We start from the raw sequence: 18,525 nt of genomic DNA, 5'->3' as shown, positions 1-18,525 counted from the left end.
GAGTACGAGGGAACCCCCGTCATCCCCAGGGTGGGCGCCCCGGTCGGGGGTCACCGGGTCGCATCCCTTAGGGGCCTTGCTACTACTGATCTCCGTGGACCTCGACCCCGACCTTGCCGCGCTCCGCCCGCTCGGCGGCTACTTCGTGCTGCGCACGGGAGGAGCGGCGGCGGGGCCTCTTCCCACTCTCGCACAGGCCTATGCCTCCATGGCACCGGATGTATGCGGAAATCCCCTGATTTTCCGTGTCGGAAAGGTCGCGACCGCCCTGCAGGCCTCGGAGTTGCGCGTCGCGGCGTCCGTGGCCCACCTGGGACTCGCGGCCCGCCTCTGGTCCGTGGCACTCGGCTGCGCCGCGCTCTACGGCCGTGTCCCCGACCTCGACCCCCGGCTGCTGCACTGGGACGCCGACGCGGGCACCCCCGACGACCTGTGGCTCTCGGACGTACGGCCGCTCCCCGGGAACGCGCAGACCCTCGCGGACCTCATCCTTCACGGCCACCTCGACCCCCTCTCGGCCGCCCTGCGCGCCCACCACCGCCTCGCCCCGGGCCTGCTGCGGGGCAACGCCGCCTCCGCGCTGGCGGGCGCCGCCCGGGAACTCGACCGCTGGGCCCTGCGGCACGGCCGTGCGGACACCGCCGCCCGGGCCCGTTCCCTGACCGCGGAACTCCTCGCGCACCCCCTGCTGACCGGCGCCGGAACCCTCACCGGTACGGCCTTCCGGCGCCGCAGCTGCTGCCTCTACTACCGCGTGCCCGGCGGGGGCCTGTGTGGTGACTGTTGCTTCACACGGCCGCCCCGCTCTTCCCCACAGGCCCCATCTGGGTGACCATGAAAGGGAACGGCCGCTGAGAGCAGGGAGTTGCGGGTGCGCGTCGGACTGCTGACCCGGGAGTACCCGCCGGATGTGTACGGCGGTGCAGGCGTCCATGTGGAGTTCCTCGCCCGGGAGCTCAGACCACTGGTCGACCTCGACGTGCACTGCTGGGGCGAGGGCCGCACCGACGGCGTGCTGCGCCACCGCCCCTGGTCCGCGCTCGACGGCGCGAACGACGCGCTGCGGACGTTCTCCGTCGACCTGGCCATGGCCGCCGCCCTCGAAGGCCGCGAGCTGGTCCACACCCACACCTGGTACGCCAACCTCGGCGGCCACCTCGCCAAGATGCTCCACGGCATCCCGCACGTGATGACCGCCCACTCCCTGGAGCCCCTGCGCCCCTGGAAGGCCGAGCAGCTCGGCGGCGGCTACGAGCTGTCGAGCTGGGCCGAGCGCACCGCGATCGAGGCCGCCGACGCGGTGGTCGCCGTGTCGGGCGCCATGCGCGAGGACATCCTCGGCTGCTACCCGGCCCTGGACCCGGAGAGGGTCCACGTCATCCACAACGGCATCGACACGAGCCTGTACCGGCCCGACCACGGCACGGACGCCCTGGACCGGATCGGCCTCGACCGCTCCCGTCCGTACGTGCTGTTCGTCGGACGCATCACCCGCCAGAAGGGCGTGCCCCACCTTCTGCGGGCGGTGCGCGACATCGACCCGGCCGCGCAGGTCGTGCTGTGCGCGGGCGCACCGGACACGCCGGAGATCGACCAGGAGTTCCGCGAGCTGTTCGGGGAGCTGAGCCGGGTCCGGGACGGCGTGTTCTGGATTCCGAGGATGCTGCCGCGCCCGGAGGTGATCCAGCTCCTCACGCACGCCGCCCTGTTCGTCTGCCCCTCGGTGTACGAGCCGCTCGGCATCGTGAACCTGGAGGCGATGGCCTGCGGCACGCCCGTGGTGGCCTCGGCGGTCGGCGGCATCCCCGAGGTCGTGGACGACGGCAGGACGGGCCTGCTGGTCCCGCCCGGCGACGGCTTCGAGGCGGGACTCGCCCGGGCCATGGACTCCGTCCTGGGCGACCCGGCGGCCGCCCGGCGGATGGGTGAGGCCGGGCGGGAACGCGCGGTCGGCGAGTTCGGCTGGGACGCGGTGGCCCGCCGCACGGTCCGGCTCTACGAGGAGATCCTGAAACAGGCTTAGTACGAGCTGCTCAGGGGCAGGCATCGGGAAATCTGCGTGAGGGGAGCGGCCATGCGTCGTGGTGGTCCTTCGGTCCTGGGGATCGTGCTGGCGGGCGGAGAGGGCAAGCGTCTGATGCCCCTGACCGCGGACCGGGCGAAACCCGCGGTGACCTTCGGCGGTACGTACCGCCTGGTCGACTTCGTCCTGTCCAACCTGGTGAACGCCGACGTGCTGCGCATCTGCGTCCTGACGCAGTACAAGTCGCACTCGCTGGACCGGCACATCACCACCACCTGGCGGATGTCCAGCCTGCTCGGCAACTACGTCACACCCGTGCCCGCCCAGCAGCGCCTGGGCCCTCGCTGGTACCTGGGCAGCGCCGACGCGATCCTGCAGTCGCTGAACCTGATCTACGACGAGCGCCCCGAGTACGTGGCCGTCTTCGGCGCCGACCACGTCTACCGCATGGACCCCCGCCAGATGCTCACCCAGCACATCGACAGCGGAGCGGGCGTCACGGTGGCCGGGATCCGGGTGCCGCGCACCGAGTCCTCCGCGTTCGGCGTGATCACGCCGGGCTCGGACGGCCAGACGGTGGAGCGCTTCCTGGAGAAGCCGACGGACCCGCCCGGCCTGGCCGACGACCCCGAGATGGTCTTCGCCTCCATGGGCAACTACATCTTCAGCACGAAGGCCCTCATCGAGGCGCTCCAGCGGGACGCGGAGGACGAGCACTCCGTGCACGACATGGGCGGCTCGATCCTGCCCCAGCTCACCGACCGGGGCGAGGCCGCGCTGTACGACTTCAGCGCCAACCACGTGCCCGGCGAGACCACCCGCGACCAGGGCTACTGGCGGGACGTCGGCACGCTGGACGCCTACTACGAGGCGCACATGGACCTGATCGCCGAGCGCCCGGCCTTCAACCTGTTCAACCGCAGCTGGCCCATCTACACGCACTCGTACCAGCTCTCGCCGGCCCGCTTCAACGCCGGGGGCATCGCCAGCGAGTCCATCATCAGCGCCGGCTGCCTCATCCGCGGGCAGGTCACGCGGTCCGTGCTGTCGCCGGGTGTGGTGGTCGACCCCGGGGCCGTCGTGCAGGGGTCCGTGCTGCACGACAACGTGCACATCGGCCGGGGCGCGGTGGTGCGCGGCGCCGTGCTCGACAAGAACGTCGAGGTGCCGCCGGGCGCGACGATCGGCGTCAACCCGGAGCGCGACGCGGAGCTGTACACGGTGTCCAAGGGCGGCGTCATCGCCCTCGGAAAGGGGCAGCTGGTCACCTGACGAGGAGCGCGTCACCTGACGAGGAGCGCCCGGGGGACTTTGTCCTGCCTCTGGACGAAGAACGGAATCCGTGATGTTGTCATGCCGACTCCTGTCCATGACAACGTTGTTATGGAGGTTCCGTGCGTACCAGACGCCTCAGAGCCCGACTCGCGTTACTGCTCGCCGCGCTCCTCGCGCTCACCGGCCTGACCGCGGCACCCGCCCTCGCGGACGACCCGGCCGAGATCCACGGCCTCAAGGGCGAGTACTACACGCACTCCGCCCCCGGCGCCTTCGACTTCCACACCCTCAAGGCGACGACCTTCGACCAGGACCTCGACTTCGACAACCTGGAACCGCGCCTGAACTTCACCACCGGCCAGTCCGACGACGTCAGCGTCCGCTGGACCGGCAAGCTCGTCCCGGAGAAGACCGGCCCCCACACCTTCTCGGTCATCGGCGACAACGGCTTCCGCCTCTGGATCGACGGCAGGCTCGCCATCGACCACTGGGTCGACGACTGGGACCGCGAGCAGACCGCGCAGCCCGTCGAGCTGACCGCCGGCACGCCCTACGACATCAAGCTCGAGTACTTCGAGCACTACGGCGGCTCCAACCTCCACCTCCGCTGGACCCAGCCCGGCGGCGGCAAGGAACCCGTCCCGCAGTCGGCGTTCCGCCTCCCCGGCGGCTTCGACTACGACGGCGCCCTCGCGGCCACGGTCCAGCCCTCCGGCCGCACCCTCAAGCTCGACTTCGCCCAGCCCCTCGCCGCGCCCCCGGCGAGCTTCACCGACCACCTCAAGGCGGTGATCGGCGGCGCCGTGTGGCCCCTGGGCGCGGCACGGCCGGACCCGTCCGACCCCACGTCCCTCCTGGTCACCCTCGAGGAACCGGTCGTCGGCAACAAGACCGGCACGGCCCGCGGCACCGCCGACGTCCGCTACGACGGCCGGGGCGGCCTGACCGACGCCGACGGCAACGTTGTCAAGGAGTTCTGGACCAGCGGCCCCAACCGCTCGACCTACCAGCTGCGCACCCGCTGGGCCGACGAGGTCGGACCGGGCAACGCCCTCCCGGAGTACCCGCGCCCGCAGCTGACGCGGGACGCCTGGCAGAGCCTCAACGGCCGCTGGCAGTTCGCCGCCGCCGAACCGGGCGAGCAGCCGCCCGTGGGCAGGACGCTGAAGGAGCGCATCCTCGTCCCGTACCCGGTGGAGTCCCAGCTCTCCGGCATCGAACGGCACGAGGACCGCATGTGGTACCGCCGCACCTTCACGGTCCCGCCCGACTGGCACATCGGCTCCGGCAAGCGGCTCAAGCTCAACTTCGGAGCCGTGGACTGGCGCTCCGAGGTGTACGTCAACGGCACGAAGGTCGCCGAGCACGAGGGCGGCTACGACAAGTTCAGCGCGGACATCACCGACGCGCTCAAGCCAGGCCGTACCCAGGAGCTGATCGTCGGCGTCTACGATCCGACCGACGCCGCCTCCGGTGAGAACCCGCCGCTCGGCAAGCAGCGCCTGGACCCCAGCGGCATCTGGTACACCCCGTCCTCCGGCATCTGGCAGACGGTCTGGATGGAGCCGGTGGCCCGCGACCACGTCGACTCCCTGAAGCTCGTCCCCGACGTGGCCGGGGAGAAGCTGACCGTTCAGGTCCGGGGCGTCCGGGACGGCGTACCGATCACGGCGACGGCGTACGACGGCCGGCGCGAGGTGGCCACGGCGAGCGGCCGCACCGGCAGCCCGCTGACGCTGACCATCCGTGACCCGCACCTGTGGTCGCCCGACGACCCGTTCCTCTACGGCCTGAAGGTGAAGGTCGGCGCCGACCGCGTGGGCAGCTACTTCGGGATGCGCTCGATCGCCGTCGAGAAGGTCAACGGCGTCCCGCGCACGGTCCTCAACAGCGAGCCGGTCTTCATGATGGCCACCCTCGACCAGGGCTTCTGGCCGGACGGCCTGCACACCGCGCCCACCGACGAGGCCCTCGCCTACGACCTGAAGGCGCACAAGCGGCTCGGCTTCAACTCCGTCCGCAAGCACATCAAGGTCGAGCCGGACCGCTGGTTCTACTGGGCCGACCGGCTCGGGCTGCTGGTGTGGCAGGACATGCCCGCGATGACGGCCGGGGTGAACCCGAGCCCCGCCTCCCGCGCGCGCTACGAGCGCGAGCTGAAGGAGATGATCGACGAGCACGTCAGCAGCCCGTCGGTCGTCATGTGGGTGACCTTCAACGAGGGCTGGGGCCAGTACGACGTGGGCCGGATAGCCGAGCAGGCCAAGGCGTGGGACCCCACCCGGCTGGTCAACGGTCAGTCCGGGCTGAACCTCGGCGCCGACGGCGGCACCGGCGACATCATGGACGAGCACGGCTACCCGAGCCCGGCCCTGCCGCCCCGCCCCGACGGCGAGCGCGCTCTGGTCAGCGGCGAGTACGGCGGCCTGGGCCTCGCGGTGCCCGGCCACGCCTGGTCGGTCCAGCAGTCGTACGTCGACGTCGACCCCGCCACCTACACGGACGACTACCTGGCGAAGCTGGACGAGGTCCGGGCGCTGGTGTGCCGGGGCGGCAACGGGGCCGTGTACACCCAGATCGCCGACGTGGAGGGCGAGCTGAACGGCTTCCTGACGTACGACCGGGCCGTACTCAAACCGGACACCGCCCGGCTGAAGTCAGCCCACCAGGCGCTGATCCGTGACGCCTCCCGGGTGACTCCCACGGGGTGCCCGGCGCCGCGTCCTGTGCTGGACTGACCCCACATGCACCATAAGTCCCGCCCCTTTCATCGGGGCGGGACTTAATCTGCTGTTAACTGTACGTAGCCTGATCGTACTTGACCGTAATCGGCTGAGGGCGATTGACTGCTGGCCCACCCGTCGTCGACGCGAGGCAAGCCCTTGACTGCTGACCTGCTCGCTCCTCTCGACCTGGCGTTCTGGAACATCGAGTCCGCGGACCACCCGATGCACCTCGGCGCACTCGGGATCTTCTCGGCCCACTCGCCCGCCGCCGGTGCCCACGCGGCCGACCTGCTCGCGGCCCGCGCCGCCGGCGTGCCCGGACTGCGGATGCGGATCCGCAACGTGTGGCAGCCGCTGCCCGCCGCGCTGCGCCGGCCCCTCGCCTTCGGCGGCGCCGCCCGCGAACCCGACCCGGACTTCGACCCCCTGAACCATGTGCGGCTGCACGCCCCGACCGGTGACTTCCACACGGTCGCGGGCCGGCTCATGGGACGTCCGCTGAAGCGTGGCCGGCCGCCGTGGGAGGCCCATGTGCTGCCCGGCGAGGACGGGGTCTCCTTCGCGGTGCTGTTCAAGTTCCACCACGCCCTGGCCGACGGGCTGCGGGCGCTGACCCTCGCCGCGGGCGTCATGGACCCGATGGACATGCCCGCGCCCCGGCCCCGCCCGGCCGAGCCCGCGCGCGGCCTGGTGCCGGACGTGCGCGAGCTGCCGGGGATGGTGCGCGGCGCCCTGTCCGACGCCGCCCGGGCCCTCGACATCGGTGCCTCCGTCGCCCGCTCCTCCCTCGACGTGCGCTCCGCCCCCGCGCTCACCTGCGAGCCGAGCGGCACCCGCCGCACCGCCGGAGTGCTGCTCGACATCGACGACGTGCACCGCGTCCGCAAGACCGTCGGCGGCACCGTCAACGACGTCCTGATCGCGGTCGTCGCGGGCGCGCTGCGCCGCTGGCTCGACGAGCGCGGCGACGGCAGCGAGGACGTCGCGCCCCGCGCCCTGATCCCCGTCTCCAAGCGCCGCCCGCGCACCGCGTACCCGCAGGGCAACCGGCTCTCCGGTTACCTGATACGGCTTCCGGTGGACGATCCGGACCCGCTGGCCCGCCTCGCCTCGGTCCGCACCGCCATGGACCGCAACAAGGACGCCGGCCCCAACCGGGGCGCGGGCGCCGTCGCCCTGCTCGCCGACCACGTCCCGGCCCTGGCCCACCGGCTGGGCGGCCCTCTGGTCGGCCAGGCGGCCCGGCTCTGGTTCGACATCCTGGTCACCAGCGTGCCGCTGCCCAGTCTCGGCCTGAAGCTCGGCGGCAACCCGCTCACCGCCGTCTTCCCGTTCGCCCCGCTGGCCCCCGGCCACTCCCTGGCGGTGGCGGTCTCGACGTACCGGGGGAGCGTCCACTACGGGCTCGTCGCCGACGGCCATGCCGTGCCGGACCTCGACCGGCTCGCCGCGGCCGTCACTGACGAGGTGCGCACGCTGATCATCGCCTGCCGGTCCTGAATGGGGCGGGTTTGGCGGTGTGGCCCGCCGCTCGCGTAAAATTCGCCCTTCGAAAGCGGGCGCGACCGGCGCGCCACCACAGCAGAGCAGGGAACGACAGCGGCGATGACGGTGACAGAGGACGGCCCGCAGGCCATGGACGAGGCGAGCGGGCTCTCGTACGGACCCGGCATCGACCCGGAGCGGCTGGCCGTCTGCCTCAGCGTGCTCGAGGAGCTCGACAAGCTGGAGATCGACCACCCGGACGCCGTCGCCGTGCGCCGGGCCACCGCGGGCGTCTACCGCACGGTCAAGCAGCGCCGCCGCCAGGAGCGCCGGGCCGCCAAGACCGCCCACGACAAGGCGGTCACGGAGGCCACGGCAACCGGCTCCGCCCAGCGCATCGACGACGAGACCGAGGGCCTGCTGCCCTCCTCGCGCACCGAGGAGGGCCGGATCGCGGGGATACTCCAGCGCCCGCGCTCCTGCTACACCTGCAAGACCCGGTACGTGGAAGTCGACTACTTCTACCACCAGCTCTGTCCGGACTGCGCCCGCGTGAACCGCGAGAAGCGCGATGTCCGGGCCGACCTCAGCGGCAAGCGCGCGCTGCTCACCGGTGGCCGCGCCAAGATCGGCATGTACATCGCGCTGCGGCTGCTGCGCGACGGCGCGCACACCACGATCACCACGCGCTTCCCCAAGGACGCGATCCGCCGCTTCAAGGCGATGGACGACTCCGCGGACTGGATCCACCGCCTGGAGGTCGTCGGCATCGACCTGCGCGACCCGGCCCAGGCCGTGGCCCTCGCGGAGCAGGTCGCCGAGGCGGGCCCGCTCGACATCCTCGTCAACAACGCGACCCAGACCGTGCGCCGCCTGCCCTCCGCCTACGCGGCGCTGGTCGAGGGCGAGAGCGCCCCGCTGCCCGCCGGTGAGCTGCCCGCCCACCACGTCATCGGCGCGTTCAACTCCGGCGCGGTCGACGGCCTGGCCGCGCTGCCCCTGGGCACCAGCGGCCTCGACGCCCAGCAGGTCGCCGACCTCGCCCTGGTCGCGGGCAACGCCAGCGTCGAGCGGCACCTGGACGGCACGGCGATCGACGCGGGCGGGCTGGTCCCCGACGTCGTCGACTCCAACACCTGGGTGCAGACGATCGAGCAGATCTCCCCGGTGGAGCTGCTGGAGACCCAGCTGTGCAACTACACGGCGCCGTTCATCCTGATCAGCCGGCTCCGCCCGGTCATGGCCGAGGCCGCGAAGAAGGCGGCGAGCGGACGCGCGTACGTCGTGAACGTCTCGGCGATGGAGGGCGTGTTCGGCCGCGGCTACAAGGGTGCGGGACATCCGAACACCAACGCCGCCAAGGCCGCGATGAACATGGTGACGCGGACCAGTGCGCAGGAGATGTTCGAGACCGACGGGATCCTGATGACCTCGGTCGACACGGGGTGGATCACGGACGAGCGGCCGCACTACGACAAGCTGCGGCTCGCGGAGGCCGGGTTCCACGCGCCGCTGGACCTGGTCGACGGTGCTGCCCGGGTGTACGACCCGATCGTGCGGGGTGAGGCCGGGGAGGATCTGTACGGGGTCTTTCTGAAGGACTACGCGCCGGGCAAGTGGTAGGGCTTCCCGGCTTCCCGGCTCACGTCTGGAAACCGCCGGTGCGGGTCTACCCCGTTCGGGTGACCCGCAAAACGTCCTTCCGTGGGCAAATCAGTGCGTAAACCCGAGCTGAACACGGGGTGACGCGCGATCGTTACCGCTTGTTTTCAGCCCCATCGAGCGGGGGGCCGCTCATTTGGTTAACCTGAGGCGGACGGACAGCAGGACGGGACCCACACCCACGGTCCGTCATGGGACTAGCCGGTACACCACGGCCTGCGCTCCCGCGAGTTACCGGCGCCACCGCGTCCGAACTGCATTTGGATCAGACCCGAGCGGGCGTCAGGCGCAGAGCAGGATGGCGCACACGTCCCGAGGGTGACCGACACATAAGGAGTGCGCGGTGACACCGGAGAAGACGAATCGCGAGCAACGCCCCAAGGAACGCACGGAGCGCAAGGGCCGCCGGTCCGACGAGCTCGGCAGCCTCGACGTGTGGGCCCGTTCGGCCCCCATCCGCCTCGCGGGCTACGAGGAGGACCTCGCCGAGCCCCACATCCTGCCCAGCGTCGACTGACCGCGCGCGGCCCCTCCGCGTTCGCGAGCGCATGAGCGTGCCAGACTCACGCCCATGCTGATCAGGGAAGCAACGGCTGACGACTGGCCGCGCATCTGGCCGTTCTGGCACCGCATCGTCGCCGCGGGCGAGACCTACGCATGGGACCCGGGCACCTCCGAGGAGGAGGCCCGGGTCCTGTGGATGAATCCGGCGAAACGCGTCTACGTCGTCGAGGACGACGCCGGCAGTGTCGTCGCCTCCGCGTACCTCACCCCCAACTACGGCGGGCCCGCCGCCCGTATCGCCAACGCCGGCTTCATGGTCGACCCGGAGCGGGGCGGCCGGGGCTACGGCAGTGCCCTGGCCGAACACCTCCTGACCGAGGCCCGGGCCGCCGGCTACCGGGGCATGGTGTTCAACGCCGTCGTCGAGACCAACCCGGCCGTGAAGCTGTGGACCTCACTGGGCTTCACGATCCTCGGCACGGTGCCCGACGCGTTCGAACATCCCCGGCACGGCCTCGTGGGGCTGCACATCATGTACCGGGCGCTGTGATCCGGGCGGCCGTCAGGGACGGACGTACGGCCGCGTCATGATCTCCATGTTGTGGCCGTCCGGGTCGTCGAAGTAGGCGCCCCGGCCGCCGAAGAGGTCGTTGACCCGGCCGGGCTCGGTGTGGCTCGGGTCGGCGTAGTAGGTGACCCCCAGCGCCTCCAGCCGGGCGATCATGCTGACGAACTGGTCCTCGGGCACGAGGAACGCGTAGTGCTGCCCTTGGATCGGCTCGTCGCGCCTCTCGTAGTAGTCGAGGGTCACGCCGTTGCCCAGGTCGACCGGCAGGAACGGCCCGAAGGGAGCGCCCACCTTCAGGCCCAGGACCGCCGCCAGGAACTCCGCCGACAGTTGGCGGTCCGAGGCGAAGACGACAGTGTGGTCGAGACGGGCGACATTGGCCGGAAGTTCGGGTGTGTGCTGTGCGTGGGACATGAGTCTGAAAGGTCTCCGGGTCTCGGGATCCGTGGTGAAGCGCCGCAGCGGGCGCGAGGGGACGAGGACACGGAGACGGGAGGCGGGGCTCGTGCCCTCTCCGGCTCTCGGGCGGACCCGGGCGGGGTCACCCCCGCCGCGCTCACTCCGAGGCCGGGCGCCTCACTCGTGCATGGCCTAGGGCCGACCCGGCAGTCACCCGGCCGACTCTAGTTCATCGGCGCCGTACGCCGCCACGGATTACGTTCCTGCAACTGCTGGGCCACTTCCAGGAGTTGGTACTCCGTGCCGGGGCGTCCCACGAGCTGCACGGCGCAGGGGGCGCCGGAGGGGAGGGTTCCGCAGGGGACCGACATCGCGGGCCAGCCGGTCAGGTTCCACGGGGGCGTCAGCGGCGAGTAGTTCGTGTTCGCCAGGACGTTCATCAGCCAGCCCCGCTCGTGCCAGGGCGCGGCCTTGGGGGAGCGGCGGGCGAGGGCGGGGGTGAGCAGCACGTCGTACTCGGTGAAGAACGGCTCCAGCCGCCGGCGCAGTTGCTCCCGGGCCTCCCCGGAGCGCACCCTGCCCATGACGAGTCGGCCGAGTCTCGCGTGGGTCCGGGTGCGCCGGGTCAGCAGACGGGCGTCGAGGTGCTGGGCGTCCGCGGCGGTGCCTGCCGCCCAGTGGGCCAGTGAGGTCGTGGCGAGCGACATCGGGTAGGGCGGGTCGGCGCGCCGGACCTGGTGACCGGCCTTCATCAGCACCCCGGCCGCCTCCCGCGCGGCCGCCGCGTACGGCCGGCTGATGGTGACACCGGCGACCGGACTGCGCAGCGACACGGCGACCCTGAGGGGGCCGGGCTCGGCGCGGAGGGCGGGCTCGTCGTCCGCGAGCACCGAGAGCATCAGACGGGCGTCCTCGACGGTCGTGGCGAGCGGTCCGTTCTCCGACAAGCCGAACCAGCCGCCGTCACCGTCACCCGCCGGGACCACTCCGTGTCCCGGCTTGATGGTGACGAGGCCGCAGTTGGCGGCGGGTATGCGCAGCGAGCCCATGCCGTCGTTGCCGAGGGCGATCGGCACCATCCCGGCGGCGACCGCGGCGGCGCTGCCGCCCGACGAGCCGCCCGCCGAGCGCGTCGGGTCCCAGGGGTTGCGGGCGATGCCCAGCACGCCGTCCGTCGTGCCGAAGACGCACAGCTCGGGCACGTTCGTCAGACCCACGACCACCGCGCCCGCCGCCCGCAACCGGGCCACCGTCACATGGTCCCGGTCGGCCGGAGTGTCCGGTGTCGCGGCCGAGCCGACACGCGTGGACTCGCCGCGCACGGCGAGGTTGTCCTTGACGGCCACGGGCACTCCGGCCAGGGGCAGGCGGTCGAAGTCGCCGCGTGCGGCCACCTCCTCGGCCTCGGCCAGCGCCGCCTCGGCGCGCACGGTGCGGAAGGCCCCGACACGGCCGTCGAGCCGCTCGATCCGTGCGAGGTGCTCGGCGGCCACCTCGCGCGGGGTGACCCGCTTCTCGCGTACGGCGGCGGATATCTCGGCGGCGGTGCGGCCGGCCCAGGTGGTCACAGAGGCTCCCCGGAGTGGAAGGACGGGCTTACTGGCGAGTACGTAGGAGAACTCTGCACCGGCCGGGGGCGCACGTCGAGGCCCTCGGCGGCTCGATGATCCGAGCGGTTCAGCGCAAGTGGCGTGCGAAGAAGGTCTCGGTGAGGTCCATCGAGGCCGGCCACCGCGGACCGAAGGTGTGTCCCTCGCCGGCGTGGGTGCGCAGTTCCACGTCCTTGCCCGCCTTCTCGAACGCGGCCGCGACCTGCCGTGACCAGGTGAGGGGGCAGGTGTCGTCCGCCGTGCCGTGCTGGATCAGCAGGGGTTCGGTGACACGGTCGACGTACGTCAGGGGCGACACGGCGCGCCAGAACGCCGGGTTCTCCTCGGGCGTGCCGTGCCTGTCCTCGATCTCGGCCACGACGGGGTCGCCGTCGGGTCGCTGGAAGTGGTCGATGTTCTCCTCCGGGCGGGCACTCACCGGCGCGTACACCACCGCGGCGTCGAACAGGCCGGGCGCCACGACCAGGGTGTTGTACACGACCCCGCCGCCCATCGACCGGCCGAACAGGCCGATCCGGTCGCCGTCGATCTCCGGGCGCCCGGAGTCCCGCAGGGCCAGGGCCGCGCCGATGACGTCCTCGGTGTAGCCGAGGCGGAGGTCCACGTCGTTGTCCGGGTCGTCGTCGGAGCGGGCGTGGTTGCGGTAGTCGGTGTGCAGGACGACGTAGCCGCTGCGGGCCAGGCGGTCCTGTTCCCGGGGCATGCCCTGGCCGCTGACGTAGACGTCCGGGTCGATGTACCCGTGCGCCAGCACCAGCGCCGGGAACGGGCCCTTGCCCTCCGGGATGTTCATGATCCCGGAGATGGTCAGACCGTTCGCCTCGTACGTGACCGCGTAGCGGGTGTAGGCGGAGGTCCGGTCGAGCACGTTCCCGAGCCGCAGGTCGGAGCCGGTGTGCTCGCGCTGCATCAGGGCCGGGAGGGAGACGGGGTCGGCCGCGGTGGGGGAGGGCGTGGTGCGAGGCCGCTCGCTCGTGGCCCGGGTGGACGTCGGAGAGGCCCCGGGCGCGCTTTCGTCCCCGCCGCCGGTACAGCCGATCGCGACGGCCGCCAGCAGTCCGGCGGTGGCCCAGGCCGTGCCCCGCAGTCGCATACGGCCCATTGTCGCCCTGCGGGAGACGCACGTCACATTCCGTGATGTCACATCGGGCCGTGCCGCCGACTCATAAGGGCGTAAGCACCGACAACGACACAGGAGTTCACCATGAACGCGCGACTGGACGTCTTCGCCATCCCGAGCGCCGGCAAGGTCATCAAGCAGTTCATGTCCCTGGGGCGGCTGGTCGTGGACTCACCCCTGCCGGCCGCCACCCGGGAGCTGGTCTCGCTCCGGGTCAGCCAGATCAACGGCTGCGCGGTCTGCATCGACATGCACACCAAGGAGGCCGCGGCGGCCGGCGAGAGTTCCGTACGCATCAACCTGGTCGCCGCGTGGCGCGAGGCCACGGTCTACACCGAGGCCGAGCGTGCCGCTCTGGAGCTGGCCGAGCAGGCGACCCGGATCGCGGACGGCGCCGGCGGGGTGCCGGACGAGGTGTGGGAGCGGGCCGCCAAGCACTACGACGAGGAGCAGCTCGTCGCGCTGGTGACCCTGATCGCCTTCATGAACACGGCGAACCGGCTGAACGTCGTCCTCCAGCAGCCGGCGGGCGACTACCAGCCCGGTCAGTTCAAGTAGCCGCGGCACATAGGGTCCTGGGAACTGTCTGTCCCTAGGACCCGAGTTGTGCGCGCAGCCACTCCTCCACCTCGCCCACGTGCGCGGCCGCCGCCGTGCGGGCCGCCTCCGGGTCGCGGGCGGCCAAGGCGCGGTGGATCGCGGCGTGTTCGCGGCGGGTGCGGGCGAAGGCGCCCTCCTCCTGGTAGCCGCGCCAGACCCGGGCGCGGAACGTCCGCGACGACAGGCCCTCCAGGATCGCGGCCATGGTCTCGTTGCCCGCGGCCGCCGCGATCTCGCGGTGGAAAGCCAGGTCGTGGGCGAGGATCTCCTCCGGATCGTCCGTGGCGTTCATCGCCGCCAGGTGCTTCTCGACCTCGGCCAGCTGGTCCGCGGTGATCCGGGCGGCGGCCAGTGCCGTCGCCGTCGACTCCAGGATCCGCCGGATCTCCAGCAGCTCCACCAGACGCGGGCCGCGCGACAGGTCCGCCACGACCCCGAAGGTCTCCAGCAGGTCGCCGGCCTCCAACTGCGTGACGTAGATGCCCGATCCGTGCCGCGCCTCCAGCACGCCCAGCACCGTGAGCGCGCGGATCGCCTCCCGCATCGAGCTGCGGGACATGCCGAGCTGCGCGGCCAGGTCACGTTCGGTCGGCAGCCGCTGGCCCGGCTCCAGCCGGCCCTCGCCGATCATCGCCTTGATCCGCTCGATGGCGCGCTGCGTCACGGTGCCCTTCTGCGGGGCTGTCTCGTCGTCCACGCCATTCCTCCGATCACCGGCTGCGCGCAGTCTAATCGGCGAGGTGGTCGGACCACTACGCGCCAGAAGCACGAAAATCTGGTGCCGCAGGGTGTTCTGGCGGGCGAGTGGTCTGATAAGTATGCGGGCATCTGCTGGAACACCGGTCGATGGGAGCACCCTCGGATGCCCGGAAGCACAGTGCCCAAGCGCAACAGGTCCCGGATCGTCGGCACGGTGGCCCTGGCCGCCGGTGCCTGTCTCGTGCTCGCCGCGTGCGGCAGCACCAAGGACACCGGCGCCTCCAGTACCGGCGGTGGTGACGGCAGCGGCAAGGTCGGGGTCGTCCTGCCCCTGCTGACCTCGCCGTTCTGGCAGTCGTACAACGACTACGTGCCCAAGATGGCGAAGTCCGAGGGCGTGGACGCGATGAAGACCGTCAACTCCAACAGTGATCCCTCGCAGCAGATCACCGACATCAACAACCAGCTCAACCAGGGCGTCAAGGGCCTGGTCGTCGCGCCGCTGGACAGCGCCGCCATCGAGGCGGGCCTCGACCAGGCCGAGCGCAAGGGCGTGCCGGTCGTCGCCGTGGACGTGGCGCCCGACAAGGGCAAGGTCGCGATGGTGGTCCGGGCGAACAACGTGGCGTACGGCGAGAAGGCCTGCCAGTACCTCGGCGAGCACATCACCTCCGGCAAGGTCGTGCAGATCATGGGCGACCTCGCCTCGGTCAACGGCCGCGACCGCTCCGAGGCGTTCCGCGCCTGCGTGAAGAAGAACTTCCCGAAGCTGAAGGTCCTGGAGATCCCCGCCAAGTGGGAGTCCGACACGGCGGCCTCGAAACTCGACACCCTCCTCAACGCCAACCCCGACATCAAGGGCATCTACATGCAGGCGGGCGGCGTCTACCTCGCGCCCACCCTCCAGACCCTCAAGTCGAAGGGCATGCTGAAGAAGGCCGGACAGCCGGGCCACATCGCCATCGTCTCCAACGACGGCATCCCGCAGGAGTTCGACGCGATCCGCAAGGGCGAGATCGACGCGACCGTCTCCCAGCCCGCCGACGCCTACGCCAAGTACGGCATGTACTACATCAAGGCGGCGATGCAGGGGAAGACGTTCAAGCCCGGCCCGACGGACCACGACTCGACCATCGTCAAACTGCCCAGCGGCATCCTGGAGGACCAGCTGCCCGCGCCGCTGGTGACGAAGGACAACGTCGACGACCCCAAGCTCTGGGGCAACACGGTCGAATGAGCACCCCACGCACCCCACTGGCTGAAGCGCGGGGCGTCGTCAAGCGGTACGGCCCCACCACCGCCCTCGCCGACGGGCAGCTCACCGTCCTGCCGGGCGAGTCCCACGGCCTCGTCGGGCGCAACGGCGCGGGCAAGTCGACCCTCGTCAGGATCCTCACCGGCCTTCAGGCCCCCGACGAGGGCACCGTCCGCTTCGACGGCGACCCCGCGCCCCCGCTCACCGACCGCGACGCCTGGCGCCGCAAGGTCGCCTGCGTCTACCAGCACCCGACTCTCGTCCCGCAACTGTCGGTGGCCGAAAACCTGTTCATGGCCGAGCTCCACGCCGTCCGGCCGACGAGGCGGAATCGCAGCTCCGGCCGGGGGGCCGGGGGTTGGCCCCCGGATGAACGCAGTATCAACCGGCAGCCGCTCCGGCGCGGGTTCATCAGCTGGCGCCGCCTGCAGACCGAGGCGGCCCGGCTCCTCGACACCTGGGACGTGCGCGTCGACCCCGAGGCCCGCACCGCCGACCTCAAGGTCGAGGACCGGCAGATGGTGGAGATCGCCCGGGCCCTCAGCTTCGGCGCCCGCTTCATCATCCTCGACGAACCCACCGCCCAGCTCGACAACCGCGAGATCGAGCGGCTGTTCACGCGCATGCGCGCCCTCCAGGACTCGGGCGTCACCTTCCTGTTCATCTCCCACCACCTCCAGGAGGTGTACGAGGTCTGCCAGACCGTCACGGTCCTGCGCGACGCCCGCTGGATCACCACCGCGCCGGTCGCCGACCTGCCCCGCCAGGCCCTGGTGGAGGCCATGGCGGGGGAGACGACCGCCGAACAGGCCGAGCGGCGAAGGACCGTCGCGGCCGCCGGGCCCGTCCTCCTCGACGTCCACGGCCTCACCTCGCCGGCGTACCAGGACGTCGACCTCACCGTTCGCCGCGGCGAGGTCGTCGGACTCGCCGGATCCAGCGCCAGCGGCAAGATCGAACTCGCCGAGTCGTTCACCGGACTGCACACCCCCACCGGCGGGACGGCCCGGATCGACGGCGCCCCGCTGCCGTTCGGCGACGTCCAGGCCGCGCTGAAGGCCGGTGTCGGCTTCGTCCCCCGCGACCGGCACCACGAGGGCCTGGTGTTCGGCATGTCCATCGGCGACAACGCCACCCTCAGCGTCCTGGACCGGCTCGGCCGGTTCGGCTTCGTCGGCACCGACCGCAAGCGCGGTGTCGCCACGGCGCTGATCGACCGCCTCGACATCCACGCGGAGGGCCCCGACCAGCCCGTCTCGGACCTGTCCGGCGGCAACGCGCAGAAGGTCGTCATGGCCCGGGCCCTCGCCTCCGACCCACGGCTCCTCGTCCTCGTCAACCCGACCGCGGGCGTCGACGTGAAGTCCAAGGAGTCCCTGCTCGCCCGGGTGGACAGCGCCCGCGAGGACGGCACCGCCGTGCTCGTCGTCTCCGACGAACTCGACGACCTCAGGCGCTGCGACCGGGTCCTCGTCCTCTTCCACGGCCGTGTCGTCGCCGAGCACCCGGCGGGCTGGCGCGACCACGAGCTCATCGCCTCCATCGAAGGAGTGGACCATGGCTGACACCAAGGCCCCGCCGGTGAAGCCGGTGCTCGTGACCGGCACCGGGTCGGCGAGGACCGTGCTGTTGCGCAGGGCCCGCGAACTGGCCCTCGTACCGGCCCTGTTGCTCCTCATCGTGCTCGGGACGATCGTCAACGACTCGTTCCTCACCGAGCGCAACCTGATCTCGATCCTCGGTGCCTCCGCCGCGCTCGCGATGGTCGTGCTCGCCGAGTCCCTCGTGCTGATCACCGGCAAGTTCGACCTGTCCCTGGAATCGGTCGTCGGCATCGCCCCCGCCGTCGGCGCCCTGCTCGTGCTGCCCGCCGCCCAGTCCGGCTGGGGCACCGAACTCCCGGCAGCACTCGCGTTGTCGGCAGTCCTGGTCGCGGGTGCCGCCGTCGGCGCCTTCAACGGCGTCCTGGTCGTGAAGTTCAAACTCAACGCGTTCATCGTGACGCTCGCCATGCTGATCGTGCTGCGTGGCCTGCTGGTCGGCGCGACCAAGGGCAAGACGCTGTTCGGGATGCCCGACAGCTTCTACTCGCTGGCGACCACCACCTTCCTCACCGTGCCGCTGTCGGTGTGGCTCGCCGCGATCGCCTTCGCGGTGGCCGGGCTGGTCCTGAGGTACCACCGGGTGGGCCGCGCCCTGTACGCCATCGGCGGCAACGCGGACGCGGCCCGGACGGCGGGCATCCGCGTGGAGCGCGTCATGCTCGGCGTGTTCGTCGTCGCCGGCGTCCTCGCCGCCGTCGGCGGCATCATGCAGACCGGGTACGTCGGCGCGATCAGCGCCAACCAGGGCCAGAACATGATCTTCACGGTGTTCGCGGCCGCGGTGATCGGCGGCATCGCCCTCGACGGCGGCAAGGGCACCATGTTCGGCGCCCTGACCGGCGTGCTCCTGCTGGGCGTCGTGCAGAACCTGCTCACCCTCGCCCAGGTGCCGTCGTTCTGGATCCAGGCCATCTACGGCGGGATCATCCTGGTCGCCCTCATGATCGCCCGGGTCACCACCGGCCGCGCCCAGGACTGAACCGCCCGTCTCCGCA

The 18,525-nt window shown here is 71.4% G+C and carries 16 protein-coding genes; 12 read left to right on the top strand and 4 right to left on the bottom strand.

Annotated features, from left to right (window positions below; all coding sequences use genetic code 11):
- Window positions 1–94: 94 nt before the first annotated feature.
- From ACIBL4_RS02010 to ACIBL4_RS01975, 8 genes are all read left to right on the top strand, one after another.
- Window positions 95–832: a (2Fe-2S)-binding protein gene (locus ACIBL4_RS02010; protein ID WP_399405530.1), complete on the top strand. Its 738-nt coding sequence runs from the start codon at window positions 95–97 to the stop codon at window positions 830–832.
- A 39-nt stretch (window positions 833–871) separates the two neighbouring features.
- The gene (gene glgA / locus ACIBL4_RS02005) at window positions 872–2,023 is read left to right on the top strand and encodes a glycogen synthase (RefSeq protein ID WP_399405528.1); all 1,152 of its coding nucleotides are present in this window, start codon (window positions 872–874) and stop codon (window positions 2,021–2,023) included.
- 51 nt (window positions 2,024–2,074) lie between these two features.
- Complete coding sequence (gene glgC / locus ACIBL4_RS02000; RefSeq protein ID WP_356922881.1) at window positions 2,075–3,295, top strand: glucose-1-phosphate adenylyltransferase; 1,221 nt, start codon at window positions 2,075–2,077, stop codon at window positions 3,293–3,295.
- 122 nt (window positions 3,296–3,417) lie between these two features.
- Window positions 3,418–6,036 (top strand): PA14 domain-containing protein, encoded by a 2,619-nt coding sequence (locus ACIBL4_RS01995; protein ID WP_399405525.1) that lies wholly within the window; start codon window positions 3,418–3,420, stop codon window positions 6,034–6,036.
- A gap of 144 nt (window positions 6,037–6,180) precedes the next feature.
- Window positions 6,181–7,524: a wax ester/triacylglycerol synthase family O-acyltransferase gene (locus ACIBL4_RS01990; protein ID WP_399405523.1), complete on the top strand. Its 1,344-nt coding sequence runs from the start codon at window positions 6,181–6,183 to the stop codon at window positions 7,522–7,524.
- 105 nt (window positions 7,525–7,629) lie between these two features.
- Window positions 7,630–9,132, top strand: coding sequence for an SDR family NAD(P)-dependent oxidoreductase (locus ACIBL4_RS01985; RefSeq protein ID WP_399405521.1), 1,503 nt, complete (start codon window positions 7,630–7,632; stop codon window positions 9,130–9,132).
- A gap of 382 nt (window positions 9,133–9,514) precedes the next feature.
- Window positions 9,515–9,688 (top strand): hypothetical protein, encoded by a 174-nt coding sequence (locus tag ACIBL4_RS01980; protein WP_010037330.1) that lies wholly within the window; start codon window positions 9,515–9,517, stop codon window positions 9,686–9,688.
- Window positions 9,689–9,742: 54 nt separating this feature from the next.
- Window positions 9,743–10,225 (top strand): GNAT family N-acetyltransferase, encoded by a 483-nt coding sequence (locus ACIBL4_RS01975; protein WP_399405519.1) that lies wholly within the window; start codon window positions 9,743–9,745, stop codon window positions 10,223–10,225.
- 12 nt (window positions 10,226–10,237) lie between these two features.
- On the opposite strand, the gene ACIBL4_RS01970 is transcribed toward ACIBL4_RS01975, so the two are convergent.
- From ACIBL4_RS01970 to ACIBL4_RS01960, 3 genes are all read right to left on the bottom strand, one after another.
- Window positions 10,238–10,657: a VOC family protein gene (locus ACIBL4_RS01970; RefSeq protein ID WP_399405517.1), complete on the bottom strand. Its 420-nt coding sequence runs from the start codon at window positions 10,655–10,657 to the stop codon at window positions 10,238–10,240.
- A gap of 209 nt (window positions 10,658–10,866) precedes the next feature.
- Window positions 10,867–12,210: an amidase gene (locus ACIBL4_RS01965; RefSeq protein WP_399405515.1), complete on the bottom strand. Its 1,344-nt coding sequence runs from the start codon at window positions 12,208–12,210 to the stop codon at window positions 10,867–10,869.
- Window positions 12,211–12,319: 109 nt separating this feature from the next.
- Window positions 12,320–13,345, bottom strand: coding sequence for an alpha/beta hydrolase family protein (locus ACIBL4_RS01960; protein WP_399405513.1), 1,026 nt, complete (start codon window positions 13,343–13,345; stop codon window positions 12,320–12,322).
- A 111-nt stretch (window positions 13,346–13,456) separates the two neighbouring features.
- Here ACIBL4_RS01960 and ACIBL4_RS01955 point away from each other — a divergent pair, with 111 nt between their 5' ends.
- On the top strand, window positions 13,457–13,930 hold the full coding sequence (locus ACIBL4_RS01955) for a carboxymuconolactone decarboxylase family protein (protein WP_399405511.1): 474 nt from the start codon (window positions 13,457–13,459) through the stop codon (window positions 13,928–13,930).
- Between the two features lie 34 nt (window positions 13,931–13,964).
- Here the strand turns inward: ACIBL4_RS01955 and ACIBL4_RS01950 are convergent, their stop codons facing one another.
- Window positions 13,965–14,669, bottom strand: coding sequence for a FadR/GntR family transcriptional regulator (locus tag ACIBL4_RS01950; RefSeq protein ID WP_399405509.1), 705 nt, complete (start codon window positions 14,667–14,669; stop codon window positions 13,965–13,967).
- A gap of 165 nt (window positions 14,670–14,834) precedes the next feature.
- Here ACIBL4_RS01950 and ACIBL4_RS01945 point away from each other — a divergent pair, with 165 nt between their 5' ends.
- Genes ACIBL4_RS01945 through ACIBL4_RS01935 form a run of 3 tightly spaced genes read left to right on the top strand, consistent with a single transcriptional unit; the run spans window position 14,835 to window position 18,509 of the window.
- Window positions 14,835–15,908 (top strand): sugar ABC transporter substrate-binding protein, encoded by a 1,074-nt coding sequence (locus tag ACIBL4_RS01945; protein ID WP_399405507.1) that lies wholly within the window; start codon window positions 14,835–14,837, stop codon window positions 15,906–15,908.
- Window positions 15,905–17,491: a sugar ABC transporter ATP-binding protein gene (locus tag ACIBL4_RS01940; RefSeq protein ID WP_399405505.1), complete on the top strand. Its 1,587-nt coding sequence runs from the start codon at window positions 15,905–15,907 to the stop codon at window positions 17,489–17,491. Before ACIBL4_RS01945 ends, ACIBL4_RS01940 begins: the two co-directional genes overlap by 4 nt.
- On the top strand, window positions 17,484–18,509 hold the full coding sequence (locus ACIBL4_RS01935; RefSeq protein ID WP_399405503.1) for an ABC transporter permease: 1,026 nt from the start codon (window positions 17,484–17,486) through the stop codon (window positions 18,507–18,509). The genes ACIBL4_RS01940 and ACIBL4_RS01935 overlap by 8 nt, the downstream gene beginning before the upstream one ends.
- Window positions 18,510–18,525: the final 16 nt, after the last annotated feature.

This window comes from Streptomyces sp. NPDC050416, assembly GCF_044458845.1.
Classification (GTDB): Bacteria; Actinomycetota; Actinomycetes; order Streptomycetales; family Streptomycetaceae; genus Streptomyces.
This window is presented reverse-complemented; position numbering and strand designations above follow the sequence as displayed.